The following is a 26,908-nucleotide window of genomic DNA, read 5'->3' on the forward strand; positions in this document are numbered from 1 at the left end:
CTCAGGTCGGATGCAAGGCATGGAGATCAATGCTACCTGGAGTCTAGTCAGGCGGCAGTTCAAATTCTTTTTCGAGAAGCCGGACCTTCGCATCGGCGCCCCAGCTGCGAAAGATTTCACGCGCCGCCAGGGCCGATGCAGTGGCACCGTCCCCGACCAGGCGCCGGCAGCGGGCGAGATACTCGCGCGCGAGACCGGCATCCTGAAGAAAGCCCCCGACAGCCGCCCCTTCGGCCGCACGGCCGAGCAGGCGCGCCGCATCAGCCTCCCGACCCGCCGCGGCCTGCAACAAGCCATCGAGCAGGTCGGCCTTGTGGCGAAACACGGTGGGATTGCGCGCCTCCCATCCGCGTAGCTCGTCGAGACAATCGCGTCCCACCTGGACAAGCGCCTGCCCGCCCTTCGCAGCGCCAAACGCGGCGGCAGCTACCGCGGCCAGGCCGCGATACTGCGAGAGTTCGAACTCGGCCGCCTGTCCGCCGAAATAGGGGAGCATCGGATGCGCGCGCGCCGCCCATTCCAGGGCACCCGACCAGTCGCAGGCATGCAAGTGCAGCTTCACCTTGGTGACGAAATAGTAGCCGATCTGGTTGCTGAGGTTGGTGTGGACGATAGAATCGATATCCCGGACTTCATCGTGCTCCGCGTCACCGAGCGCGAGCAGGCTCGACGTCGATCCGGCCAGCGCTTTCGCAAATTGCAGTTCCAACACCAGGTGATAGTACGCATTAAGGACACGGCGCCCGTTGCGCTCCATGTGAGATCGTGCCTGCTTCATGATCTCGGCGAGCGGTTGACCGGCGGCAGCTAGCAGCACGACAGACGCAGACAGATTGAAGCAGCCGTAGATCACCTCGTTGTCGCTGAGCCCTGCCTCAGCACCTGCGTTTGCCAATACGATGCCTTCACCGATCGGAGCGACCCAGTGATTGTGGAACCAGGCATGTATGAAGCTGCATCGGGCAAAACCGGCACCCCGCTCTCCTTTCAATAGGGCAAGGCCGAGACGGCTCCACACTGCGGCGGTGTCGCGGTCTCCTGTCAGCGCCCCGTAGACGACCGAGTACATGGAGTAGACGTCTGGAGCGAGCGGCCCATTGCCATATTCGAGGGTCAGGCGAAGACATCTGCACCCCATCAACGCAAACAGCTCGAGCTGCTCGCTTTGATGGGCGAAAGGAGCAAGAACGAGCAGGAGGTGGATGAGCTGGGCCGCCCGCTCATCGGTAAGCGGCGGCAGTCCCTCCAGTTGATCCGGCCGCCGATCGCCCAGCAATTTGCCGATCGCTTCCAGTTCCTGGCCAATTGCCGCGTGCAGTCCAGCGCTGTCGGTGGGCATGTCGCCGCCGAGCAAGCGCGCCCCTCGCAACCCTATCTCGATTGACTGGCGGACCAGACCAGCGCCGAACACGCGCTCCGCTTCGAGCCGGAGGTAGTCCGTGGCCCGTGCGGTCTCACCAGCCGCTTCCCAATGAAAGGCCAGGAGCGCGTAGACGCGGGACCTGTTGGAGGCAGAGGCAGCCTCGTTCCAAAGCGCGATCTCGCGATGCAATTGCCGACGCTGGGCATAGAGCATCGACTCATAGGCGACGTCGCGTATGATGCCATGACGAAAAGCGTAGCCCTCCCGCTCGTCAACTTGCTCGGGCAGCAGAAGACCAACGCGGTCGTGCAGCGCCAGATGGCGCGCTACCGTCATCTGCTCTCCGCGTGCTGTCGGATGGACATCGGAGACTAGCAAGGTCGGGAAGCGAAGACCTGCCGCGCTTGCTACCTTCAGCGTGACCTGGCTCTCGGGGTCGAGGCGATCGATGCGACGCATTACGGTACCTTGGACCGAATCCGGCAGAGGCAGGTCAGTGGTATTGCCGCGGGGCGCAATGTGGCAGGTGCCACCTATGACCTCGATCAGTCCATCGTCGCGCAGTGCCTGCGCCAATTCCAGGCAAAAGAACGGATGGCCGCGAGCACGGCCGCGCACCTGCGCAGAAAGCTCCTCGGTCAACCGCTCCGCGCCAAGGCGAGCCAGCACGAGGCGCTCCTGATCCTCGTCCGAAAGCTCGCCCAGCCGAAGTCGCCGCGCTCCCGCGGCCGCAAGCCGCTCCAACCGAGTATCGTCCTCGAGAGGCTGCATGGCCAGCACCAGGCAAAGGCCGCGTACGTCGCGTACCGCTGCCTCGACCAGCAGCCAGCTCTCGTCGTCTAGCCAGTGCGCGTCGTCGATCGAGACCAGTAGCGGCCGCGCGGCGGCAGCGCGACGCAGAAGATCGACCAGCAGGGCAAGACGCAACTGTGCACGCTGTAGAAGCGTAACCGCCTGCAGATCACTCGTCTCGGCAAAATCGAGCGAAAAAACGACGTTAAGGAGCGCGGCTTGCGCGGCAAATTCCGGCCCAAGAGCCGCCAGCACAGCTTCACGCTGCGCCGTATCGGCCGCGGCCAGATCGACGCCCAGAAGTCGCGCCAGAACATCCCGCCAACCACGATAGGGCACATTGCGTTCGATCCGATCAGCGTAGCCGTTGAGCACGACGACGCGCGAGGCAGGCGTACGCTGCTGGAATTCGGCGAGAAGACGGGATTTGCCCATGCCAGTTTCCGCTTCGACCAGCACAAGCCGCGTTGCGCCGTCAGCGGCGGCATCGATTGAAGCTACCAGTTCGGCCAGCTCCCGCTCTCTGCCTTGCATGGGGACAAGCGCCTCGGCGCGATCATAACGCTGCGGCGTCCAGACCGAAACGGTAGGCTTCAGACCGCGTAGACCGCGCAGACCGACAGGATCGAAGGCAATTGACTCGTGCGCGGCCCGATAGGTGGCCTGATCACACTGAATGCTATCTGGACTTTTTAGCTTCGCCGCGAGGTTGATCGCCTCGCCATAGGTGGTCCACGCGCGAAATATGTCGTTGCCGATCAGGCCGCAGAAAACACGCCCTGTAGCGACACCGAAACTGCAGCGATGACCCATCCCGCGCAGCGCATCCCGCAGGTCGATGGCGCACCGCACGGCTCGGACCGAGTCGTCGGGATGGGCGACGGGAGGGATGCCAAAGAGCACGAAAAGGGTCGCGCCGCTCTCATCGACTCGGAATTGATGCACGAAACCGTCGTGTCGGCGCACGACTGGGCCGACCGTCGCCGCGACTAACTCGAGCTGTTGCAGACTATCGGGGGAAGCCTGATCGAAGTTCGAAAGGGCGATGAACACGGCGGTGACACGGCGCAGCTCGGCCGCCCAATCGAGATACCGTCGCTCAAGCCGGCTGCGGATAGGTGGCGGGACAAGCGCCGCAAAGTGTTCGCGGGCGGAAGGCGAGAGCGGCGGTATGACCAGAGGCACCGGTGCCGGCACGATGTTCAGCGCGGAGAGGATTACGGTGCCCGACTCGTCTTCTACCGTTTCAGCCGCATCCCCCAGCGCCGCCCGCGCGGCAGGCGATAGCAACAAACGGCCGGCGGCACGCCTGACGCTCGTCGCCTGGAGATCGGCGAGCCCGCCACCCACCGTCACATGAAAGTGGTCTGTCGCGCGACCGACCTCGGCGGTGCGAGAAGGGCCGAGCGCAAGGATCGCATGTAACTGGAGCGTGTCGCCCGCGGGCAATGCGGCGCCGGGGGATGACAGGATAGCCTGGCCGCAGGCGGCAGCGCGCAACACCGCCTCACGTGGCGCATCGGCGCTGCATCGCCAGCCCGAGAGCAAACCGTCGCCTGCGAACATGAATGGCTCGCCGCCGTGCGCAACAATGTTGCCAATCAGGGTATCGAAATGCCGCTCCAGTACCACCGCCATCTGTTCGATGCCGGCGGGCCCGGATTCTACGAGATGGCCGGTGATACGTGTGAAACCGACGACGTCCAACCATAGCAGCGCCATATCGCCATCGGTGGACGTGGCGGCGCCAGACGCGGCGAGGCGCAGCGGCGGCGGCACAAAGCTCTCGACAAGCCGCGCCTCGTAGGCGACTTCCTCCGACATAGGTGCCTTCCCCTACTACGCCAGCGCCTAACCCTACCTCATCCCGTTGCTTAAGGGCTACTACCTTCGAACGAATTGGCAGGGTTTCGTTAGAAACCGCAATAGTTTAGATGGGATGACAAAGAGGCTATCAGAAATGGTCAGGAAACTCGCTTCTGCGCATACCGGTAAGCGGTGTTCAAACAGATCGTCGATTTCCAATTTGGCCATGGCCCCCCGCAAGATCATACGGCCGAATGCGACGCCGGCTTGCGGTCTCGACGGATGGCTATCGACCGCACCAGCTTCGCACCAGAAACGACCACGTCAGAACGCAACGAATGCGAGCGAGCTGAAACGAAAACGCAGCAAAATCAACGAAGCTGATCGATAACCTGCCGCTCATAACGGTCTGGTTGCAGGTTCGAGTCCTGCCGGGCCCACCAAGAATATCAGCATCTTGCTTGGTCTTCGTTGCCTGCAGCGCGGCCGCCGCACCAGAAACCGCACCAGATACGTCCACTTTTCGTTCGTACTCAGTTCGCGAGGGTGTCGGGCAAGCTCGCCAGCTGAGGAGTGGATGCGACAGCGCATCCACGATCCTCGCCTTTCCGTCCGACGGAGAGAGGCCGACGGAAGCGCTCTTTGCCTTTGGTGATAATGTCGGCCATCTCCGATAGGCGGAGGTCAGCCATAGCGGCAATCATGTCCGCTAAAGGCCGGCCAAAAGCCGGAGTCTGCTCTGCCTTACACAAGGAGTGCGAGCTTTTGCGGTTCGCGCTCACTCTCTTCTCCACGCGCTGGATACGGATGCCCTTACCGGCCCGCGCTGCTGGCCTATTCACCCCGACCTTACCACCGGCCGGATGGTGCTGATCTCCAAACGGGAGTGCAATGTGACGAGACGAACCGTTGCCGGAGGCGGCGCTCATCGCGCCTCCTCGTGCGCCCATGCCGCGCCGATCTTGGTCCGGAAGTCCGAGTCACCTTCACCTTCCACAACGTAGACAGTGTGGGTCGGACGGCTCTTCTTGGTGTTGGTTTGTGTATCTCCGGTTGGTCTTTCCGGCCACGCCAATCGCGACCGGTCGGGAGTCCAAAAAGACGGGGCAGATACGAGCGGGACTGCAAGGAGGCTCCGACCGAGGGCTCCCTCCGGGATACGGTTGGACGCCCTGCGGGCACGCGCAGCCCTTCTAACTTCCGACCTTCATCAGGCCGTGTTGGTGTCCTGACCGGGCAACGGGAGCGACCAGACCGCACGACGGCCGCCTCGACTGGCTCAGTTCACGTGGGGGTAGGATCTTTGGCTAGACTCAACTACGGTGGCGTATGGTCGCTTGATGACGCTCGCTGCTCGCTCAGTGGAGATGCTTTTTCATGCCGAAGAACATTGTCGTTTATTCTGACGGCACAGGCCAGGACGGGGGCGTTCGAGTTGAGCAACGCATCAGCAACGTTTACAAGATGTACAGATCATCCCGCGTACATCCGGACAACCCGATCGACCCCACCGAACAGGTTTGCTTTTATGATCCTGGTCTAGGAACAGACAGTGGTGCCAGCGGACTGACCGGCATCATACGCAAGATCGACAAGCTGCTGCAGTCTGTGACCGGTCGCGGCATCACCCGGAACATGGCCGACTGCTACGAGTTTATCATCAATCACTACAAGGAAGGCGATAGGATTTACCTGATCGGCTTCAGTCGTGGTGCATATACCGTCCGCTGCCTTGCCAACACGATCATGCTGTGTGGCATTCCAACAAAGGCGGAGAATGGCTCACTGCTGCGTTACCGAAAGCAGGTTCATGATATCGCCAGGGAAGCGGTTGAAACCGTCTATGAGCACGGTGCGGGACATGCACGCGGCGAATATGAGACCGAGCGTGACGAACAGGCCCGAAGGTTTCGCGCGAAGTATGGATCAAATTTTGTCGGTGAGGATGCCGACGAGGACAGGTCCAACGCGGCGGCCTACTTTATTGGTGTTTTTGATACAGTCGCGGCGCTCGGCGCGAGCGGCATGCGCAGGTTTTTGATTCAGGCAGGCCTGACGCTTCTCTTCACCGGAGTCGCCGGAGTCGCGTCCGCTGTCCTCGCAATCGTGCCGTCGATGATCGCAAAGTACTATTTTGACTTCGGCTTCTGGTGGTCGGAGCTTGCGATAAGTGTCGTCCTTGTGACGCTGTCGGTTGTTTGGTTTCTTTACAGGCAGCGCACGCAATACACCAAGACGATCTACGATTTCCCAAACAAGGGCGACAAACATTCCCATCAGGCCGAATGGAAGTCAGGGAACTTCGACCGTCTCTTATCGAAATATGTCGGCACAGCCCGTTCGGCCAACGCCATCGATGAACGGCGGAAGGACTTTGACCGCGTCACCTGGGGTCAGGCCGACAGCACGCAATTGTCGCAAGCCTGGTTTGCTGGCAACCACTCCGATATCGGTGGCAGCTATCCGGAGACGGAGTCACGACTTTCCGATATCTCGCTACACTGGATGCTGGAGGAGATCCTCACCCTGGACCATCCGATCAAGTTCGGACCGGTGACGGTCAACGGTAAAGCCATCGCAGATACGGGCACCACCGGCACACCGTTGCATCTCTATCCTGATGCGACGAGCATGCAGCACAGCGAAATTGCAGGTACACGAGATACAATTGATGCATTCAGGGAGCGGTTGCCCCGCCTGCTGCGAGGCCTTTTGGCTAACGCCAACTATGAGATCATCAAGCGATCTATTCCGCCGCAGGCAAAGGTTCATCCGACGGTGAAGGACCGGTTTGCGCTGGAAACGATTGTTGATTGCGCAGGCGACAAAGTCGGCAACTATCGGCCGGAAGCACTTCGTGAACATAATGACTTCAAGCAGTTCTATTCTGATCCGCCCCCTGCAGATGCGCCGCCGCCGGGCAGAAGCGAAGAGCCGGCGCTTGCAGCACAATTACCCCCGTAAATGGCCATTCGTTCTGCGCATTTCTTTGCGTTCGCGCGCCTGCTAACGCGGCCACCGCACTACAAGCTTGACAGAGGAACCGAACCGGCATGCCTGCAGTGAATAGCAAGTACGCTCCGCTGGGCGACTACCTGAAGGCGCAGAAAACCGAACGTTTTTGGCTTTCCCTGGAGCACATTTCAGAGATGGTTGGCGGCTTGCCGGCCGAAGCATCAAAGCCCCAGTTTTGGGCGAACACGGAGGATCATCATCGATCGCGCCGCGACCAGTGGCGACAAGCCGGCTTCAAAGCTTTCCTTAGGTCGAGCGATGGTAGGTTAGGAGTCACGTTTGAACGACTCAAAAGCGCTTCGCATGGACTGCCATGGTCAAGCGCCGAGTTAAAGGTGTGCGTCGTCGCCTATTGGAAGCTCATCACTGCCGAAGCGAGAGGGCAGAGGATCAGCAAAACCGACTTGAGGAATGAGGCCTTGGAGCAAGGGCTCGCATCGCGCTCTGAAAGTGCCTACGAGTTTAGAATGCAAAATATCTCAGCAGTGCTCGACGAATTAGGACTAAAGCGGGCCACGGGATATGCACCAATGAAGAATATCGGCGGTGTCAAAGCCTCCCTGATTGAATTAGTCAATGAGCAATGGGGACGGTCGAAAGAATTCGAAAGTCCTACGGCCGACGACGATGCGCTTGCCACTCGTGTCATCGCCGCGCGCCAGAAAATAGCGAACGCCATGTCCGAAGCCCCGCCGGGTTCGCGCAGCGTCAGGAAGTTACTTTCGGCAACCGAAAAGTTCGTGCGAGACCCTAATGTCATCGCATGGGTTCTAAAACGAGCTGCGGGCAAATGCGAAATGTGCGAAGCGCCCGCGCCGTTCGTGGCAACGGATGGTGAACCGTTCTTGGAAGTGCACCATGTTCGGCCGCTCAGCGAAGGAGGGCCGGATACGGCCGAAAATGCGTGCGGTTGTTGCCCAAACTGCCACCGGCAGCTCCACTTGGGAATGAATGCCAGTACCCTGAGGCGGCGCTTGTTGTCTCGCAACACTTGGCTAGTCGACTATCCAGCGACGAAGACGGGCGAGCAAGTCCCCAGCGGCCCGAGGACAACTCGTAGCAGGGTGAGATAGCAAAGCCCCACATCGTTTCCGATGTGGGGCAAGAGAGTCCGCAATCTTCCCGATCGCTGCGAGTCCCCGCCACCGATGAGATCGGCAACATCGCGTCTTGGCGCGCGTTCGCCCAGCACATGAGTCTCAATCTCGACAACCTCTCTCGAACGCTCTCTGCCATCCGGCTGTCGGCCTTCGGATTGAAGCGGAATGCGATTGGTCTCCGCCCACGAAACATACTCAAGCAATTGCTTGTCGCTGGGCGCGGGATCGCCGCGCTCGACGCTTAGCGCATTCAGATAGCGCCGCCGAACGGCGGGACGCGGGACCGAGTGCCCCTGGCGAGAAACACACTAAGACTTGCGTCAGGGATGGAAGCCCGTCAGGGCCGAAACCGCGTGCGGGTTCGGTTCACGACAGCCCAACCCAGAGGGGACGCCCAGGAGCTGCTTGCGAACCGGAAAACATGATTAGAAAATGGTTGTTCAACGAACTCGTATAGCGAAACGTGGTACGATCACATAAACCCCCAATAGCGAAGCGCGATGTCGATGAGCTCTACTGAAACGCCACAGGAGGAATGCGAGACTCCCGCCGTGACGGCCGCAATCTCCAAGTCGCTAGGACTCACCTCGACCGAGCAGTACCTGTCGCGACTCTGCGACCGCACGTTTCTGAAATTGTGGAGCTATCCAAATCCCTATCGCGAGAGCGGAAAGGAGCTGTGCGACCTGATCGCCGTGTTCGAGAATCACGTCTATTTGTTCTTCGACCGAGAGACCAAAGCCCTTATGGGGGATGTGGGCGACTTTAATCTCGCCTGGGAGCGATGGAAGAAGGAAGCAATTTCGAAGCAGATCAAGAGCGCGAAAAAAGCTCGAAATCATGTTCTGAAAAACAGAGACAAGATATATCTGGACGCAGCATGCACTGTGCCTCTTCCCGTAAAGCTTTCGCAAGGTGACATTTTCGTTCACACGATCATTGTCGCGCACGGCGCTAGCGAGGCCTGCAAATCATACTCGGCCGACAACGTGTCGGGCAGTCTCGGAATCATCTACAGCGATGATGGCTATGATACCCCGTCTCCGGTTCCGTTCGTGGTTCATCTCGAACGCGCGGAGCCGGTTCATCTATTCGACAGCCATACCGTCGATATCATGCTCGGTGAGCTGGATACCTTCTATGATTTTACGAGCTACATAGTTGCCAAGGAGGCCGCAATAGCGAAATACGACAGTATTTCCTATGCCGGCGAAGAAGACTTGTTGGCGCATTACTACGGCAATTTTGACGACGCCGCTGAATCGCACTTCATCGGTACAGAGGACGCGCGATATAACAGCGTCATAATTGCGGAAGGCGAGTGGGAGGGATTCAGATCTTCCGATGTTTACAAGCGGAAGAAGCTCGCAGATCAAGCCTCCTATCTCTGGGACGAACTGCTTCAATTAACGTCGCAAAATGCGCTTGACGGCACCCTGCTTGGCGATGCGAATTTTTGAATCGCAGAGCGCGATTTTTGAAATGCGAAGGAGCCGCGCTTTGCAAGGCGTGAATTTGCAAGAGCAATGCAAAGGGCCATCAACAATTTTCCGGACCTCGAAGGAACGGTTACACGCAACATATCGCTCATGCCGTCTTTCTACAAAACGACGGCATACGTGTTTTTGCAGATACGCAATAAGGGCACGGACGATTACGAAACACAGTATCGGCCGAAGCGCCGTGCAATCCTCGAAATCGCATGCGGCGTGGCACGCAATAAATTCTCGCAATATTCGAAGATCGTGGGTATCGGCATTGATGCGCCGAAATTCTCGACAAGGAACTCAGAAGATTTTGTCTTGCTAAATTGCAAGGAGTGGCCGGATAAACAACGCCGGTTCTACGAAGAACAGAACAAAGGTTTAAGATTCTTTGAGACGGCGGGGCTGAAGTCCGAGATAAAAACCATAAGCAATTTTCCCGCGCCGAGTAAGAGTAAAGCGAGACCAAAGAAGACCGGCCGCAACGAATTGTGTCCCTGCGGCTCGGGCAAGAAGTACAAGAAATGCCACGGCACTTATAGCTAGGGACGACACTCGCGAAAGCGGGTGGGTAGCGCCTGTTCCGGCAAAGCTGGACACGCCTATATCTGCATCGATTTGGCTTTATCTGCGCCGCGCCGTTGCGCTACCCTCATGCATCGCACCACTTGAATCGGACACGAGCAAAGCGATGATCACACTCGATCAATTCACACTCACGACCGTTCCGCTTGAGCAGTATTTCAATGACACCCGGCTTGGGCAGGGCACGGGATTCATGTGGAAGATTCAGGAAAAATACTACCTGGTGACCAACTGGCACGTGCTCTCCATGCGCGACTTCTTCACGGGAAAAAATCTGAGGCCCGACGCAGGCCGCCCAAACCTCCTCCGCACGCTCTTCAACATCCAGACCGGTTCGTTCGACAAGCAGCAATGGGACATCAAGATCAGAGACGACGATGACAAGCCGCTATGGTTGGTGCATCCAGGTAGGCGTGTCGATGTCGCCGTCCTGCCCATTCCTTTCAAACCGGAAGAACTGATTATCTCCCTCTACCCGCTCAACGTCCTGGCCAATGCGGCCCTTCGTATTGAGGTTGGGATGGAGGTGTTCATCCTCGGCTACCCGTTCGAGATCAAACCGCCCGCCTATCCCGTCTGGAAGCGGGGAAGCATCGCATCCGAACCGCAGCTCGCCCGGCAGACAACGGATTACATGCTGGTCGACACCGCTTCCCGGCCTGGCATGTCCGGCGCGCCGGTCATCCGCCGAAGCTGGACCAATCACATGGTCGAGCCCGGCATGGTCGCCCTAGTGGATACGCCGCTGAACAGGTTCATAGGCGTTTATTCCGGTCGAGTGCCGACCGACCACCCGCACGAGGCCCAGATTGGGCTCGTGTGGGGCGACTACCTGATCCACGAGATCATTGCGGGAAATATTAGAGACGAGTGACCAGCTCCATGTCTGAAAGCAAACTGCCTCCTTTACCCGGAACGGCTCCCGACGGATCTTGGCGAATCGCGAACATTGACCGCGATGAATTTGACGGCCGCCTGGCGATATGCGCCATTGTGGCGCGATCCTCAGCCGCGCCGTTGAGCTTGAGGGGAGCCGGAGACGGCACTCTGATAGGTACAGGGTTCTACCTGCTTCCGAACGGAGGATTTGCTACGGCGAAACACGTCGCATTGGAAGCGCTGGAAGCGATGTCCAGGTCGGAGAATTCCGTTGGCCTTGTCTACGCACTGACGAACGGGCTCTTGGTCTTTCGGCCCATTTGGAGTTTCGCTGTTCACCCGACTGCCGATTTGGCTTTTGGTGTGCCCCACGAAATATTCGACAACAAAACGGGGAATGTATTTCGCGCGAAAGTGCTTTCGCTGGAATGCGCCGCTCCGGCAATTGGATCTCCGATCAGTACCTGGGCGTATCCGCTTCACGCAAAGCGCCCTCAGCCGAATGGCACTGAACTTTTGCACATACAACCGGCGTTCTATGACGGGACGTTGCAGGAGATCTACAAGGACCGAGGTCCATCAAGCAGATTGACCCCGCCATACTATCTAACGAACATTCATCTTCACGGTGGCTCGAGCGGAGGCCCTGTTTTCAATGAAAGCGGCCATGTCTTTGGCGTTGCCTCGTGCAGTTACGACGGCGCAGAAGATGTCGCGTTCGTAACTCCGATTGATCCCATCTTTGATATAGAAGTTCAGAATGTCGATCTTGGCGATGGAATCGGCTTGCGCACCGTCACCGTCAGGGACATCGGCAATGGAGGCCGCATTGTCATTCAGTTCAGATAGAGGTCGACTGGCGGGGCCGAACGTGCGGACGACATGCCTTCGGGCTTTGGTCCAAATTAGATGCCCGACGACGCCGGATCAGCGAGGCGTCTCATGGGAAAGCCGGGCGTCGCGTAGTCGAAATATAGGTCGCTGGCGTTCGTGATCCGCAACAACATGCGATGAAAGACGACCTTCAGCAGCCTGTTATCCTGAATAAGGGACAGCTCTCCTCCGGCTTCCATCTCATTGCCGTGAGCTGCATCGTTCCGGCGCTTCCAGGCCAGCGCCTCCTCTGGTCCGAGAACGATGCCAATGTCTCGCAGAAGAGCGTCCATTTTGGCCTTCTGATGAACCTTGTTTAGGGAGCCGACATTTTGACGTAGCGCGGACTTACTCTCTTCCGGCAGTTTCGATTGAGCTATCACGCCGTCAATCTCATCGTTGAACTTGGTCCAGATAGCCCGATCGGCAATGATCTTCGTCTGAACTTTCGTAGGATTGGCCGTGATATACCGTCGCTGCAACGCTTCGATGGCCGCGCCGAAATGGACACCCGCAATGTGCGGTGTTGCGCATAGCGCATGCCAGTAGGCCCACGCTAGATTGCCAAAATCGAGTTCGTCATACTTCCCGATGATGGAATTCACGATGCGGTTGAGAAACAAACGATCGATGCCGTGCTGCCAGTTCATATGCAGTGGCGCAGGATGCAGGACCGGTAAATCGAAGACTCTCCTTCCGATGCTGTACGCGCTGTTCAATCGGAAGGACTGCACCTCCCACTCGTCTGTGTAAGCCACGCTGCCGAGGTCAACGAGAAATGCGCCGAGCGCGAATGAAAGGGCATTCCTTACGCGCTTGCGAAACTCATCGTCCGGCGATCCGAGATAGATGATGCATCCCGGCCTCAAACGGCCCGCGGCTTCTTCGCGGTCGAGCGCGCAAAGAAACGCATTCGTGCCCGCGACGGCTAGTTTCGCAGCGTGTCGACCGAAGCCTTCTCTGCCTTCAGAACTGGTCAGAGTTATGCCGTCATTATTTTCGGCGATACGCCGGGTCGTGATGGTTGATACGTCCGTCCGGATGGTGTCCGGCCAGTGAAAATGCGGAACGTTGTCCAGCCAATCAATGGTGTAGGCAGGCGTCTTGCCGCCATCGATAACGGCATCTATTCGATGCACGCGCGACTCTTCCGTCAAGACATGCTGGTTCTTCTCGTAGTGATGCGACTTATTGACGGAATATGGCTGAATACCGCTCAGCACCGCTCTGATGCCCGCAATATTCGTTAGCTCTACGGCATCGGTATTCAAGCGGACCGTGCCTGAAGGGATTTCCGGTGCCGATGATTGGGCGTCGGCCGGCGCGCGCGTCTCCAGAATGAGGTCGAGCTTTTCATTTCGACGAATGGAAAAGCTGTCGATTGGCGCGTGCAAAGGCCCAGGACTCGTAACCCGAAACAGACCTTCGTTAATCAGCTCGAAGGGTTCTCGCTCCCAACCGATCAAATCACAATTCTCCCTGCGCGTGGCACCGCCAGATGGTTCGAGCGCTGCTTAGGCTTTTCGCATTTGGATTGCCAGCGTAGCACACATCATCACCCCGTCCCACCACACCAACCCCGTCCTTCTTTTGGCCTTTTCGCACCGTTAGTCGGCTAACGGCTGCAAGCGCTAAAGCGCTCGTCCTCTTCGTTCCCGTCGCAAGCGATTCAGCCGCCCCCTTCGTCGCAACGGCCTCCGTCAGAAGGCCGCGATTAGCGCGGTCGAGAAACGACGGAGGATATGATGCAGACGCAGACAATCAACGAACTGATGCGCCTGACGCGGATCGAACTTTGCACTCTCGCGGCACGGATCACGAACGCCTTGGCGAATCTGCCGGAAGGCTCGCCCGAACGGGAAACCGCGCTGATCAACCTGCGCAATATTCGCGTCGTCCTGGCGCGGCGCGACTGGTCGCCATGATCAGCGCGCCGGTCGCACGAGCCGTGCGGGATGTTGTGTCGAAACATACCGCACGCTCAAGCCCGGCCCATGAGTTTGGGCGAAGGCGTTGGCGGCTTCCTGTGTCGGGAAAAGCTCGACGAGCGACTGCGAATTGTTGCAGACGCCCCAGCCGCATATCCACCCCGGATTCAGCGGGTCAATGCAGCCATAGATGTCTTGCTTGTAAGGCAAGGCTTCGAGCCACAAGGCATGTCCCCATCCGGCTGTTTCGCCAGCTACAGCGCCGCCACGGCTAACGATCCCGACCACGTCGCCGCTCTCGTTAAAGACCGGACCGCCGCTCATTCCCGGCTTCCAGTGCACATCGACCGTAAAAGTCGGCCAGACCTTGCGGGCTTGATCCCACGTACGATCGATCTTCGTAACCCGGCCAATCGATCCCCGCATCTCTTCTTCGAACGAGACAATTCGCGCGCCCGGACGCCGCCAGCTCTTTATTCCCGGATAGCCCAGGGCCATCACGCGATCACCTTCGGCGAGGCGGGCGCGACCGATCCGCATCGGAAGAAATGTCGTCCTCTTTTCGTTGAGGCCGGAGACGTTCCAGCTCGCAAGATCGAGCGAGGGCTCGACGTGATTGAGTTGCTCCGACGTAAACGTCACGGCCAACGGATGCTGGGACTGATCGAACGGGAACATGACGAAATCCGTCGCCAGCAACACGCTGCCCGCCAGTGTCGCGCCATAGACCAGGCCGGGATCTTGATAGATTCCGATCCATGTACGATCAGGCTGGACCAGCTTCTTATCAGGCCCTGGCCGGATCGGAACGCCCAGCCCATTCAGGAAGTCGGTGATGACATGCATCGCCGAAAGCTGATGGCCGAAGGGCGTGACGTAGAAGGATGTTCCAAGGCCGATCGACTGCCCATTGACTGGGTCGACGAGCATTCCATCGCGCAGGTCAAAGGCAAAGACCGGCGTCACGGCTCGTCGCAACCCAAATGGGTCCTGAATAAGAAAGTCGGTCTCTGACTGGTCAGAGCGAGGGTCTGGCCCGATCGGAAAAGCCATAGGTCTGACCGCATGTCCTTTGGATGAATCGATTCCATGAGAATAGCGCCAAAGGAGACGCTCGGCGAACTATCTGCCTGGACGCGAAAAGCCGCGCATGCCTCGGCATGCGCGGCTTCCCGTCTGATCCGCGTCAGAAGAGCGCGAGCTGCCCCGGAAGGTCGGTCGCCGATTTCCGTCCAGACCGGATGGCTGCCAGAGCGACCTCCCGCGCATAGTCCTTCGGACTTGCGCAGGCTTTCACATCGCTCATGGGCGCGAAGTGAGAGAAGTGACCGGTCTTGCTGACAGGTATCTGGAGCGCCAAGCCAGCATGCGGTGATTGAAAGATCTATAAATGTGACGCCGCGCGTGAGGCGAAGCTAATTTTGTCCAGGACGGAAGATTGATCTTACTTCTTCGCAAGGGAAAAGAGGCGCCGGATTATTCAGCATCACAAGATTGCCGGAGCGCCATCTTGCCCCCGAACCATCGGTCTGTGTTACTTGAGGTACGGTGAAGGCGACGGAATCGACATGCCGACGTGTCCCTCCTTTCAGGAGGGCATGCATTATCGCGTGCAGCCCGTTCGGCGTTTTCAGCATGGTTCGAAGGTCGGAGTTGTCGAGCTCATCGATTAAGTGCAGGGCAATTAAAGCGGGCCGCGTTCCACTGCACTGATCGGCGGCTTCTTTAGCCTGGCTGGAGATCGTATCGACCACCGAGTCCGCCTTCGCGCTTCGTATCATGACGGCCGCAACGGAAACGCCGTGTTTGCCTTGAAAAAGAAGATTGGCGTTACGAAAGCCGAAGCGCTGCTCAAAGAAAGGCAGAAAATCGGGATCGCCCGGCTCGGGCCACCGATCGATTCCATCGAACGAATAGTCCGCGCGGGCGAGTTCACTTGACGCCGAGCCCTTATCTTGCACGGCTGTGGCGACCACCGAAGCGATGGCCGATAGTTCCTGTATCGATTTGCCAAGCCGGTCGGGGACTGTGATCAGGATACGGTGGCAACCTGGCTCGGTCGCGACTTGCTGCGTAATTGGCAGCAGCAAGTCGGCCAAGCGGTTCACCTCCTGCCGGTGGATCTTTCGGCCGGTGTCGCCGGAGGTGGTCTTGCACTCGACCTCAATCTCGACAGCCTCCTGACGCGCCAGAAGGTCGAAGCGCGCAGCTCCCGAATAGTCGATGAATTCGACGTCCCATCCCTTTTGCATGAGATGGGTTGCGATGCTGATTTCATACGAAAATGGCCGCGCTCCATTGAGGCCGTTCACGGCTTCTCGCAGGCGCCCTTCGAACGGCCCCTTCACCTCCCGTGGAAGCGCGCTGTGAATTCGATGGGCCGGAATAAGAAAGCTGTAGAGTGCGTCATATTCAGCGTCGCGCGGGAGTCGCCCGGTGCTCTTGCGGTATCTCCTCGCCTTGGCAAGGGCAAATTCTAATGGGAAGTTATTACGAAAGTGGGACGCCAAAAGCGGATTAGTTCGTTCCTGCTGCTCGAAACCGGCCACGCGTTTATCGACGGCAGCGCCAATTAAGCCGCTGACCCAGTCGACTGCGGTTTCAATATCGTTTGGAAAAGCTTCCGTATTGATGAGCATGCTGGTGATTAAAGTCCTAGTTTGCCGTTGTAGCGTGCGGCACAGTCTGCGCAGCAGCAGGTGCGGCAACGCCACAGGGTAGGCGAGCCTGCTCCGCGGCTTGCCAACAGGTGCGTTGGAAGACGCAGGCTCGACAACACAGAAACTCCTCAAATGGCGCGATCTGGCATTGGCGCTCGCGTCGATCGTGCATACCAAGGTGTGCGCAATGGTGAAGCTCAAGCGTCGTAAAAAACGATGCCGGCTCAAAACTACGGCTTACCACCGGCGCGCTTAGTTTGTTCTCTCGAAGGGTAAGGCAGTCACTCCAATTGTGCCCGGCGCATGGATCGACGGTAGGACGCGGCAGACAATAGTGGGTATTGGTGCCCGTAACGAGCAAGAACTCGTCTGGCTTAGGCGATGCCTTCAAGAACGTCGCGGTCTGCGAGGCGACGGCCGGGACTCGACTGTTCGCCAATGTGGAAAATCCCGGAAAGGCAGAAAGGGATGAGGCCGAAAGCGCCGTGTTCAATTCGCCATTCACGGTTTGCAGGAGCGCAACCGAACTGGCCTCGACTTCCTGAAAATGTCGCGTCAGGTCGTTGTAGTCGTGAGGCACCGCGATGCGGGGGCGGCGGTTATCGATGATGGAGATCAGTTGGCCATCCCGGCGTTCGAGAACGACTGCCGGATAGAGGTTGATTTGTGGGAACGCATCAAAGTGCGCGCCGTCTCGTTTGCGCGCGATCCAAAGCGCATGAAAGAGCCGGGCGATATCCGCAGGAGAAGCGTAGGTCGACAGTTGGCTCGGCTGGATATAGTCTGGTGGATCGTTGATAAGGGCCTGACGCGCGAGATGATCGAAAATCTCGTCGGAGCGGGCGACGGCATCTCGTTCGTCGATGACGCGGATATTGGCCGGGGTGACGTTGCCTCGGGCAACGAAAGTTTCATAGGGGTCTGTAAAGATGACCCACCACCGGCCTGCCGTAATGGCGAGGCACTGCACAACGTGGCCGCTCTCCCTGTGGAGCGTCGTTACGTATTGGTGGAGTTTATGTAACCATTGCGCCCATTCGAGGATGACCGGTGATTGGTTGGGCTGGCCGCCGGCTTTGCAGTGCTCGATAGCCTTGGCGATCAAAGCCTCATGGCTTGAGGGGCTTGTGAGAACTTGTTGAGCGGCGCCGCCGAATGACGGCGACACCAGTGGTTTTGCCCACGCTTTGGCCTCCACAATGATCAAAGGAGCTCGTGTCGTGGGATTGACGCCCAGATAGTCAAGGAAGAGCGTGGTGTCGCCTTGAGCGCGGGCCTCTTCGACGATCTCTCGTGTCAACCGTCCGAGATCCCAGCCCAGCGCGGCCAGGATGTCGTCGATGACATATCGCCGGGTTGTATGCTCCAGCGGGTCGCGATAGGCCGCGCCGATAAAAGCAGGCGGCCCCGATCCGCCCGACCGCGACTTGAACGCCTCGAAGACGTCGTGGAGCGTGGTCTTGAAGCGTGCCTTGTCGCGGGGCCCGTTCACTAGAGCAATTCCGGCAGGCGATAGAGGAGACGCCGGGCGGAAGGCCATCCGGCGTCGACGAACGCTTCGAGGCAGGCAACCAGTTGATCCCGGCGCTCAAGATCGTCGAAGACTTCGCGGTGATCGGCAAGAAAGACACCTATCACTTGGACAAAGCGGTCGGCGCCAAGCGACTCGAACTGGAACCGTTGTTGGCGTCCGGCTGTGAGCAGCGCATGAGCGGCGAGGTCGAATACGCGCGGGGCATCGGCGGGGATCAAGTAGCCGAGCATCTCGATCAAATGAAAGATCGTGTGCGGCGTGCCAACATCACCGATCCGGTGGAAGGTCGCGTAATTGTCATTAAGGAACGTTGTTTTCGCCGCGTCGTCGGCGAGCGGCTCCTCCTCATTCGCGTTGTCACGGAATGCTCCGGACGCGAAGTAGAATTGATCGCACATGTTGTCCAGCAGCTTCGCGAACTTGGTTGCGGTTGCGTTCGCGGCCGGAGTTTGATCCTCGCGCGGGAGGTCGAAGTACCGTTGCAGACCGGTTGCGCACGCCCCAACAAGTTCGGCTGCGAATTGCTGGCACCGCGCCCGTATCGCGGCATCGTTCGCGTCGTTTGTACCGTAACCGACAACAAGACCACCACGGATCGAATGAATGGCGTGGCTGATTTCGGGCTCATGGGCTGGCAAATCCGACAGGCATAGATCGAGGCGCGCTCGTGCCGCGCTACGAGTATGCGTTACCCATAGAATGGCGGTAATGCTGCCGAGCGCTTCCATCACATCATTCTTGTCCTCGGCCTGGAATTGCTCGGCCTTCGGCAGGACGGTGAACACGAACTGCTCGACGCGCGCGGGATCGGCGTGAAGAACACGCGTCAAAAAATCTGCAAAGAAGCGCAGGACGCGCGGGTTGGTCTCATGCTCGGCAAAGATGTCGGCAAGTTCCCACATGAGGTCGCGGGCAGTATCCCAAAGCATGACAAGCCGCCATGCGACGGCGAACCGGACGGCTGGATGGGCATCGCGCACCAGACGGCGCAAGTCGTCGGGGAAACGTGCCGCTGTCTCGGCATCGACGCGGCAGAGATTCATGACGGATTCAGCGCCATCGACCCGGCCGCCTCGAACAGAGGCAAGCGCGGTTTCGTCCTTGGATTCGTCTTCTTCGGTGATATTTGGTGTCGTATCGGCGAGCAGCGTGTTGAGCAGATCGCAGAGCGCGGCGATCGCGTCGGGCCGCGCCCGCAGCGTATCGGTGTTTTCGGACAGCTTTGTGCAGCCGCGGCCGACGATATCCTTGGCGTAGGAAACGACCTTGGCTCCCTCTGCGCCGGTCGCTTCCTCGGCTGAGCGCCACAGGGCGCTCAACAGTGCTACACCCTCAAGCGGGTCGGCTGTAAGCGGGCCTTGCGGATCGAGGCCGAACTGGCTGTTGACGTCTTCGAGTTGAGCGAGGAGTTCGGCATTCGGCGAGGCGGTGACGTCAACGTTGTCTTCGCGCAGCCACCAATAACGGTCTCCGCCGTTGCCCGACCACGACGAGATCTCGAATGGACGGCGGTTCGGCTGGTCGGCATTTGCGGGGGCGTCCCGGACAATCTGCTGAGCTTCCGCGGTAACCAGATGATCGATGCCAATCGTCCTAAAAACCCGTTGCTGGAAATGCTGTCTGGCTCTTTCCGGGGCGCGCGAGAGCGGAAAATCGATGGCGAGCACGTCGCGTTCAAAACTTTCACGGACGCCGACCGTTTGCCTAGCGTAACCCGATGCGATTAGATCGATCGCGTCCTTCGTGGTGTCCTGCGACACAAGGAAAGGGCGCTGTGCAGCGAACGGCCAAAGCAGATTGGCGAGCAATCCGCCGCGCGTGGAGGCCGCCTGGAACAATCGCGACCAGAGGACCGCCAGCCGGTTGTGGGCGATCACTTCGCGGGCCAATTGGAGCGCTTCGTCTTCGGTTGCCTCTCTCAAGCGTGCTGAAAATGTCTGGACAAGACTAACGGCGTTATCGCTGTGCCTGTCGTTCGGGTTCCAGGCCCAGATGTGGCTGCGGTCGTCGATGAGCCTGCCGGTCGAAGCGCCCGCGCGAACGGCAATCTCTTCGGCGGACTCGTCCAGCGGATGTGTGTTTTCGACATATGCGTCGAGAGCGGCCACGAGAGCGTGGACGCCCTCGATGGCGTGCGCTTGAAGGAACCTCGGAAAGGCTTCCTTCAATGTCCATCGCGCCATCTCGTAGTCCTGCCGCCGGTTACTGCTCAGCGGCAGAATTTGGCTGTCCCCTATATAGGTCGTCTCGTCTTCCGTGACGGCGTGACTAAAAACACCCCGGTAGATATCGGGTACAAACGAAGGGTCTCCGTCCCCGATCTTGAGCACCTTCCGCGCCAGCCACGGCATTTCTTCATGGGCGTGCTCGCGGAGGCGGTCGGGCGCTAGGAGCTGTTCCAGACAGCGACGCGATGCGACGATGTCGCTTTCGAAGGTGTCTGCGACGAAACCGACGGCGGCCGACGCAATCTGGGACCATTGGCCGGTCTGGCGAATGGCGTAGTCGAGGAGCCGACGCGAGGCCAGTCCGAGCTCAGCCCGTTGCTGCGGCGTTAAGGTCCGCTCGGAGAGCAGAAAGAGCAACGTGCGCAACGGCCACGCGATATCGGCAATGTGGTTGCTGGCCGCAGATGCGAGAGAACACCAGGGACCAAGCTGGAGCGCTTGGCCATCTTCGATTCTCACGGAAAGAGCGCCGACAATATGGGAGAAAGCTTGAAACGCCAGGCGTTGTGTGGCCGAAGTTCCTGAAAGGAGCGCTGTGAAGCCGTGCATGTCGTCGGCGATAGCTGGCAGCTCACATGCCGCGCGTGCGGCGACGCTGCGCGCAACGGGATCGGAAGTATGGTCACCGGCAAAATGCGCGACGGCTTGCCAGAATTGCTGATGGCCGGTTGACACGGTAACCCACAAATCTTGCAGCGCATAGGAAAGCGCTGGCGCCAGCATTAGTCCGAGGCCGCGATCCCGGCGCAAGAGGTCGCCTGTGCCTTCGACATCCGCGGGATCGATGAAGACGCGGCTGGCGGCATAATCGAACAGGATGTGATGGCGAAACGCGACGTTGCGATTACCGGATACACCGATGAGCACGCTATTGCGCAAGAGATGATCGAACGCCGCTGTGTCGCTCTGCGCGACCGTCAAGCGGTTCGCTTGCAGACCGCGGTTGGTAATCATCTGCCCGACGGCAGTTCGCAGACACAAGTCGGCGCCGCTGCCGAGAGGGGTGATACGATGTTGCCAGTAGAGCGCAAGCAACTCGACCTGGAGGCTCACGCCGCCGAACACGTCCGGAGACACGCCATCGCCGATCAGATCGGCGAGCAAACGCGTATTGAAAGGCACGCGTGCCAGATCGCGGAGACGATCGCCAGCGCGATCGAGCGCAGCCGCGATCAAGGGGGCCCTTTGCCTGAGCTGGCCGAGCTCGTCATCGGACCAGCGCGGAATGTGGAGGTGGCGTACATTGCGAAACGCGGAATCGACGTATCGGTCTGATGGCGGCTCGCCTTCGAACAGGTTTTTGAATTGCTCGCCGAGTTTGAGATCGAAGGTCCGGATTGATGCGATGACGCGCCAGCGGTTGCCCGGCAGTTCGAGCACTTCCGAGATCAGCGAGCGGAACACGGCCTCGCTCTTGCCGCCTCGGGTGGCGTCAAGCGCATCAATGAATAGGAAGGCGGGCCCGGCGCCGGGCCAGTTTTCGAGAACCTGCCGGACGCCGTTATCCAGTTCAAGCGCGATCCGAAGTCCGTCGAGAGACTCGACAAGCAGGCGATCGACCGCCAGCTCTATGACTTCGTTGCCTGCCGCGCGGAGACGTTCGGCGGCTGCGCTGACGACGGCGCTTTTGCCTGCGCCGGGTTCGCCGACAAGAACCAGCGATCCGTCGCGGGCCGCTTCGACGGTCGCGGCTGTGCAGTCGCGCTCGATCTTGATCTCGACATCGCCAACTCTGGTCTCTTCATATTGGGTCAGGTGCGCCTGAACGCGCGCACTGTAGGTTCGCAGGCGTTCAACATCGAGCCGATAGGTAGGGGCAGCACGAAGCCGCACGCCACGGCCTACCAACGCTTGGCGAAGTTCGGCAGCGTCGGTGCCGCGTCTGGTCGCCATAAGGCGCTCGCATAGGCGTTCGACCGTCGAGAAGGCCGCCGATGCGTCGGCCGCGTTCTCCGTGACGTGCGCGAGGGTTTCGACCGCTGCGGTGCGGTCTGGTCCATCCAGATTGAAATCGATGATCGAAAGGAACCGCAGAATGGAATCAAGATCGTCGCTGCCGGGGGCTACGCCGTTGATCTGCTGCCACGCGCTGGCAAGCAGCGCGCGCATTTTGTCGAGTGCTTGCTGCTGAGCTTGAGGTAGAGGAGCGGTGGCGGGTGCCTGAGAGGAGGTCAGCGCAGCCGCCAAGTCACGCTTAATCGTGCCGGGGGCATCAGACCCAACGGCGATGAGCATTCGGTCCCGTTCGGGATCGAAGGGACGGTCCCAGCCACGCGCGCCGGTCCCGGAAGCGCTCGCTTGAAATTGCCGGACGATTTGTTCAGCCGTCTTTCCGAGTTCGCTGTCGAGTTTCGTGGAAAGCGAGAGGCTTGTCTTTGCTTGAATGAAGACCCAGCCTCCGGCGCTGGTCTCGACGAGAACGTCGTCCAGCGGAGCTTCGGTCTCGAAGCGAATTGAGCGCAGAGCAGCGTTGCCAAGCCGAAGCCTCTCATCGAGGTTGCGGTCCGCAAGAAGGCGGGACGCGAAGGCGGCACCGACCGCGGCCTGGAAGCTGACCCCGGCAGCCGTCGCGTTGCCACCACCTGTGGCGAGCAGTTCGTCTCCTGTAGGAGATTGCTGGTCAGATGACATAACAAAATTCAACTAATGGTGCGGCGGCGGGAAATGACCGGTACAACTCGTTCGAACTGAGAGATTTTTGGTTTGCCCCACACAACTTGAGATATTGAGACATCTTTTTGGTCTTTACAATAGGACGGGCGAAACGGCGACCTAGCCGAATCTCTCTGGGGATGTGACGCCCGATGTGCGACCGGTGCGCGTCCGCTTGCTCACCTTCCAAATCGCGCAGTATCCGTCTTTTTACGGCGCGCGTTCTGACTGTGACACCAGAGCGGTCGGGTCGCGGGATCCGACCGCTCTTTTCCTGTCTTTAGTACTCCTCGGCCAGCATGATCGTCAGCACGCGCGCGGTTTGTGCTGGATCGGACGGATCGTTCGAGCCGTACTGAAGCGAAAGGTCGTAGTAGTCGATTTTCCAGAAGAGATTGGTGCCATCGACGGAGACAGAGCCGAAGTCGTGCTCGCTGTAGGGATCGTGTTCGGTGCGCTCGAGATCAGTCACTACCGACCGAAAGAACGTCCGAATAGCGTTCGCATCGTCCATCCAAAGAATGGCGAGGAAGCCTGGTGGCCACTGTTCGATGAGACAGGCGAGACCTTATTCCCGGAGCTGATGGCTGAGCTCGACGAGATCAAGCAGACGACCGTGTCCGGCCTGGTCTTTCGACGCGACCATTCGCACCGGAGGTCATCTACCCTGCTGCCCTGGATCACAGCCAAGCAGGATCTTCGCTATCTACGCGGGGTCGTGAAGAAGATCGTCCGTGCAGCGGATCTTCGGGAAGAGCTGTCCTTTACATCATTCCGCCACGGCGGCTTTACCGAGGGAGCCGACAGCGATCTGACGGACGCCGAGCTCAGAGCCGCTGGCCGCCATCGCTCGTCGCGGCAGTTGCCGACCTATGCGAAGCGCACACGGAAACAGCTAATTTCCGGCACGAAGAAACGGCGAGAGGAAAGAACAAAGGCAGCCGGTTTGTCGGAATAGACACGACCCGTCTGTCGGAATGACGACCGTGACAAACACCTAAGCTATTGAAAAGCTTGGTGGGCGCACCAGGGCTCGAACCTGGGACCCGCTGATTAAGAGACACGCTACCGCCATTGATTTCTCAAGCGAATTTTTCCAACTGGGCCAATATCCGATCATTACGGATCAATGGCTTACAGCGAAAACCCCAACCGCGAATGCGCTTGGTGTGGCGCATCACCCCGCTATCGTTCGCGTCACTCCAGGGCGGGTTAACGATCGTCGCGACAGGCGAGAAGGAATATCCCGCCACGGCCGCCTATGCGAAATCGCCATAGTCGGCCTCGGCTTGATGGGAAGTTCGGCGTTCTACGCGCTTTCGCGCCGTGGGGCCGATGTAATCGGGTTCGACCCTCTAAGTGTGGGTGAGACTCGCGGATCCTCGCACGGCTCATGCCGCGTGTACCGACGGTTCAATTCGAGAGCAAGGCCTATATACCAACACGCTGTGGGCGGACTTGCGTCCGGACGACGGCAACGAATTTATCATCGCCCGACTTCCCGACGATCCACGCATCATCGTCGCGTCGCCTTGCTCCGGTCACGGGGCGAAGTTCGCCAGCGCGATCGGCGCCATGCTTGCGGACATGTCGCTGGATCCAAGGGCCAAAGCGCCCGAAGCATTTCGGCTCGATAGGTTCAGCGGCTTCGCGAATTAGTTGACAACGACAACCTCGGCGGGCACGATACAATTTGTTGTTTAGATGACGAGCAAGGCTCATATGCTCAGAATCATTTTCTCGCTCAATTTCTTGCTTTGGGTATTCTGTCCGACCGCCTCCTCCGCCTGGGGATTTCAGGGGCACCGCATCGTGGGATCCATTGCGGATCAATTGTTGAACCCACGCGCGAAGCTACAGGTCGCGACGATACTTGGCTTCGAACTCCGGATCGCCGGCCCATGGGCCGACTGCGTGAAGAGCGTCGTGCGAAACGACGACGGCACCTTCGAATACAAGGAAAACCCCAATCATCCGGAGTACGAAATCCCATGCACTTCGTTTCGGACCTCTGGCGAGCAGAAACGGATGGAGGATTATGTCGGGCGGAACTGGACTCAATGCGTTTATCCGCCGACGGGCCAGGAACGGGGGTGCCACAACACGTATCATTTCGACGACATCGCCATCGAGCGCGACCGGTTCGATCGAGGGTTTCTCGGCACCAGCGAGCACGACCTCGTTGCCGCAGTCTCTGCCGCCATATCGGTGTTGAAAGACCGGCCGGCGACGGCCCCTTTTTCGATAGCGGACAAGAAGGAGGCGCTTTTCATGCTCTCCCATTTTCTGGGAGATCTTCACCAGCCCTTGCATGTTGCCGCCGTGTACCTCGACACCCACGGACATTTGGTGGATCCCGACGCCGTCCATCGCATCGACCCATCGACCGACACCGTGGGTGGAAACAATATCCGCGACCAACACACCCCATTCCACACGGAATGGGACGCTATCCCCGATGACCTCGGGGAGGCCGCAACTCCCGCACTCCTTTCCGCTGCCAGATCGACCCCGCCAAGCGGAGGAGTTGTCGAGGATTGGCCGGCTCTATGGGCTTCGGACACCGTCGCCGTGGCTCACTACGCTTTCGAGGGTGCCAATTTCAAGTTCGTGTCGCCCCAACACTGGACCGTCGCGTTCGACGACCGAAACGCGTATCTGGCAGCCCAAGACTCTATCAAACGGCGACAACTGGCAAAGGCAGGTGCCAGGCTGGCTGAACTGCTCAACGCTATCTGGCCCTGATCTTCGAACCGCGCGTCACCTCGGAATTCAGGACGACAGGTGGTCGACTTAATTCATTGCGCTTCTTGGATTTCACGACAGGGAAAGGTCGACGATGCGGCTCAAGAGTGCGGAAGGGCTCTACACATCGGCACAGCTTCTCGAGGGCTTCAATCCATTCGATCGGCTCGGCTTTACATTGACCCGCGATTTCGCCGTGTTTCGCCAATTCTCAAAGGACGGCGGCCCGGTACCAGCATCGCTCGAGATACGCAAAGCGCAGGCGGATCATGATACTGACCTTGCAGACGCTCTGAAGCGGTTTCTTGGGGAGGTCAGGCGGCCGCTCTTGGGCATCATGGGAGGGCACGCTGCAAAAAGGGGCGGGCAAGCCTTTGCTGACATCGCGCACTTGGCGAGAACTCTTTCCGAGGAGGGCTATCTCATCGTGACGGGGGGAGGTCCCGGCATCATGGAAGCGGCTCACCTGGGTGTGGCTTTTTCAAAGAACGACGCTTCGGATCTCGAAAAGGCGCTCGCGAAACTCGGAAAATATCCCAGCTACGGAAATCTCGACGGTCTGTTCGATCACGACGGGACCGTGAAGAGGGAAAAGATCGCTGACGTCGAGAAGGCGAGGGACTGGCTGCAATCCGCGCTCGAGGTGCGCTCCTACGCGCCGCCGATCCTGCCGTTGAGCGTGGCGATCCCGACATGGCTTTACGGCGCGGAGCCAACAATGCCGTTTGCGAGCCACTACGCCAAATATTTCCAGAATAGCCTTCGGGAAGAGGCGCTGGTGAACAATTCGCGGGCAGGCATCGTCTATGGCCAGGGAGGCGGCGGAACGATGCGAGAGGTATTCCAGGATGTGGAGAGAAACTATTACGCGGGCTCGGCAAAGGAATTTACGCCGATGATTTTTTTTGACAAAAGCGGGTATTGGAAGACCGAGGCTGCGTACGAAGGCACGGCGCTGAAGACGCCGGGAATCAAACTGGACGTCCTCATTCCTTCAATCCTGAAATTCGGGATACGTCAGCGCCTGAACTTGGACGATGCCGGACTGAAGCAGTTCACGGACAAGGTCTTGTTCAGTGACGATGTGAATGAGATCAGGGCAGTGCTGGCCTTGAACGCCGATACCGCGAAGGAGAATATGGGCTTCGCGTTGCAAGCTCAGCCGAGCAAGGTCCCCAGTTTCCGGATGAACAGGGTATGACGGGCAGTGCGCCAATGCGGGAGGCCCTGCGTCGCCGCTTGCCTTTCATGGCCGACGTCCCGG

At 59.1% G+C, this 26,908-nt stretch carries 18 protein-coding genes; 11 read left to right on the forward strand and 7 right to left on the reverse strand.

What is annotated here, in order from left to right:
- Window positions 1-43 precede the first annotated feature (43 nt).
- The gene (locus tag FXB40_RS34075; protein ID WP_148776657.1) at window positions 44-3,979 is read right to left on the reverse strand and encodes an AAA and adenylate/guanylate cyclase domain-containing protein; all 3,936 of its coding nucleotides are present in this window, start codon (window positions 3,977-3,979) and stop codon (window positions 44-46) included.
- A 1,359-nt stretch (window positions 3,980-5,338) separates the two neighbouring features.
- On the opposite strand from FXB40_RS34075, the gene FXB40_RS34080 reads away from it, so the two are divergent.
- The 6 genes from FXB40_RS34080 to FXB40_RS34105 all read left to right on the forward strand — a co-directional run bounded on the left by FXB40_RS34080 (window position 5,339) and on the right by FXB40_RS34105 (window position 11,873).
- Window positions 5,339-6,925, forward strand: a complete 1,587-nt coding sequence (locus FXB40_RS34080) for a T6SS phospholipase effector Tle1-like catalytic domain-containing protein (RefSeq protein ID WP_148776658.1) — start codon at window positions 5,339-5,341, stop codon at window positions 6,923-6,925.
- A gap of 89 nt (window positions 6,926-7,014) precedes the next feature.
- The gene (locus FXB40_RS34085; RefSeq protein ID WP_148776659.1) at window positions 7,015-8,049 is read left to right on the forward strand and encodes an HNH endonuclease; all 1,035 of its coding nucleotides are present in this window, start codon (window positions 7,015-7,017) and stop codon (window positions 8,047-8,049) included.
- A gap of 533 nt (window positions 8,050-8,582) precedes the next feature.
- Window positions 8,583-9,536 carry a hypothetical protein gene (locus FXB40_RS34090; protein WP_148776660.1) on the forward strand — a complete coding sequence of 318 codons (954 nt, stop codon included), beginning with the start codon at window positions 8,583-8,585 and terminating at the stop codon, window positions 9,534-9,536.
- 66 nt (window positions 9,537-9,602) lie between these two features.
- Entirely contained in the window at window positions 9,603-10,106 is a 504-nt protein-coding gene (locus FXB40_RS48770; protein ID WP_210352207.1) for an SEC-C metal-binding domain-containing protein, read from the forward strand.
- A gap of 145 nt (window positions 10,107-10,251) precedes the next feature.
- Window positions 10,252-11,019, forward strand: a complete 768-nt coding sequence (locus tag FXB40_RS34100; protein WP_148776661.1) for a S1 family peptidase — start codon at window positions 10,252-10,254, stop codon at window positions 11,017-11,019.
- Window positions 11,020-11,027: 8 nt separating this feature from the next.
- On the forward strand, window positions 11,028-11,873 hold the full coding sequence (locus tag FXB40_RS34105; protein ID WP_148776662.1) for a S1 family peptidase: 846 nt from the start codon (window positions 11,028-11,030) through the stop codon (window positions 11,871-11,873).
- A gap of 56 nt (window positions 11,874-11,929) precedes the next feature.
- On the opposite strand, the gene FXB40_RS34110 is transcribed toward FXB40_RS34105, so the two are convergent.
- A complete protein-coding gene (locus FXB40_RS34110) occupies window positions 11,930-13,363 on the reverse strand; it encodes a hypothetical protein (protein ID WP_148776663.1) in 1,434 nt (477 codons plus the stop codon).
- A gap of 279 nt (window positions 13,364-13,642) precedes the next feature.
- On the opposite strand from FXB40_RS34110, the gene FXB40_RS34115 reads away from it, so the two are divergent.
- A complete protein-coding gene (locus tag FXB40_RS34115) occupies window positions 13,643-13,822 on the forward strand; it encodes a hypothetical protein (RefSeq protein WP_148776664.1) in 180 nt (59 codons plus the stop codon).
- On the opposite strand, the gene FXB40_RS34120 is transcribed toward FXB40_RS34115, so the two are convergent.
- The 5 genes from FXB40_RS34120 to FXB40_RS34140 form a co-directional block, all read right to left on the reverse strand.
- Entirely contained in the window at window positions 13,823-14,791 is a 969-nt protein-coding gene (locus FXB40_RS34120) for a S1 family peptidase (protein WP_187437332.1), read from the reverse strand.
- Window positions 14,792-15,240: 449 nt separating this feature from the next.
- The gene (locus FXB40_RS34125; protein ID WP_148776666.1) at window positions 15,241-16,464 is read right to left on the reverse strand and encodes a hypothetical protein; all 1,224 of its coding nucleotides are present in this window, start codon (window positions 16,462-16,464) and stop codon (window positions 15,241-15,243) included.
- A 16-nt stretch (window positions 16,465-16,480) separates the two neighbouring features.
- Window positions 16,481-17,977, reverse strand: a complete 1,497-nt coding sequence (locus FXB40_RS34130) for a hypothetical protein (RefSeq protein WP_148776667.1) — start codon at window positions 17,975-17,977, stop codon at window positions 16,481-16,483.
- The gene (locus tag FXB40_RS34135) at window positions 17,977-22,878 is read right to left on the reverse strand and encodes an AAA family ATPase (protein WP_148776668.1); all 4,902 of its coding nucleotides are present in this window, start codon (window positions 22,876-22,878) and stop codon (window positions 17,977-17,979) included. The genes FXB40_RS34130 and FXB40_RS34135 overlap by 1 nt, the downstream gene beginning before the upstream one ends.
- Before the next feature lie 301 nt (window positions 22,879-23,179).
- Entirely contained in the window at window positions 23,180-23,371 is a 192-nt protein-coding gene (locus tag FXB40_RS34140; RefSeq protein WP_347339793.1) for a DUF3768 domain-containing protein, read from the reverse strand.
- A gap of 111 nt (window positions 23,372-23,482) precedes the next feature.
- Between FXB40_RS34140 and FXB40_RS34145 the strand changes: the two genes are divergently transcribed.
- From FXB40_RS34145 to FXB40_RS34160, 4 genes are all read left to right on the forward strand, one after another.
- Window positions 23,483-23,857 (forward strand): hypothetical protein, encoded by a 375-nt coding sequence (locus FXB40_RS34145; RefSeq protein ID WP_148776670.1) that lies wholly within the window; start codon window positions 23,483-23,485, stop codon window positions 23,855-23,857.
- A gap of 500 nt (window positions 23,858-24,357) precedes the next feature.
- A complete protein-coding gene (locus tag FXB40_RS48280; RefSeq protein ID WP_187437333.1) occupies window positions 24,358-24,558 on the forward strand; it encodes a hypothetical protein in 201 nt (66 codons plus the stop codon).
- A 63-nt stretch (window positions 24,559-24,621) separates the two neighbouring features.
- Entirely contained in the window at window positions 24,622-25,644 is a 1,023-nt protein-coding gene (locus tag FXB40_RS34155; protein ID WP_187437334.1) for a S1/P1 nuclease, read from the forward strand.
- A 94-nt stretch (window positions 25,645-25,738) separates the two neighbouring features.
- Complete coding sequence (locus FXB40_RS34160; protein ID WP_148776672.1) at window positions 25,739-26,845, forward strand: hypothetical protein; 1,107 nt, start codon at window positions 25,739-25,741, stop codon at window positions 26,843-26,845.
- The last annotated feature ends 63 nt before the right edge of the window (window positions 26,846-26,908 follow it).

Origin of the sequence: Bradyrhizobium rifense (assembly GCF_008123425.1) — a bacterium.
GTDB classification, from domain to species: Bacteria; Pseudomonadota; Alphaproteobacteria; order Rhizobiales; family Xanthobacteraceae; genus Bradyrhizobium; species Bradyrhizobium rifense.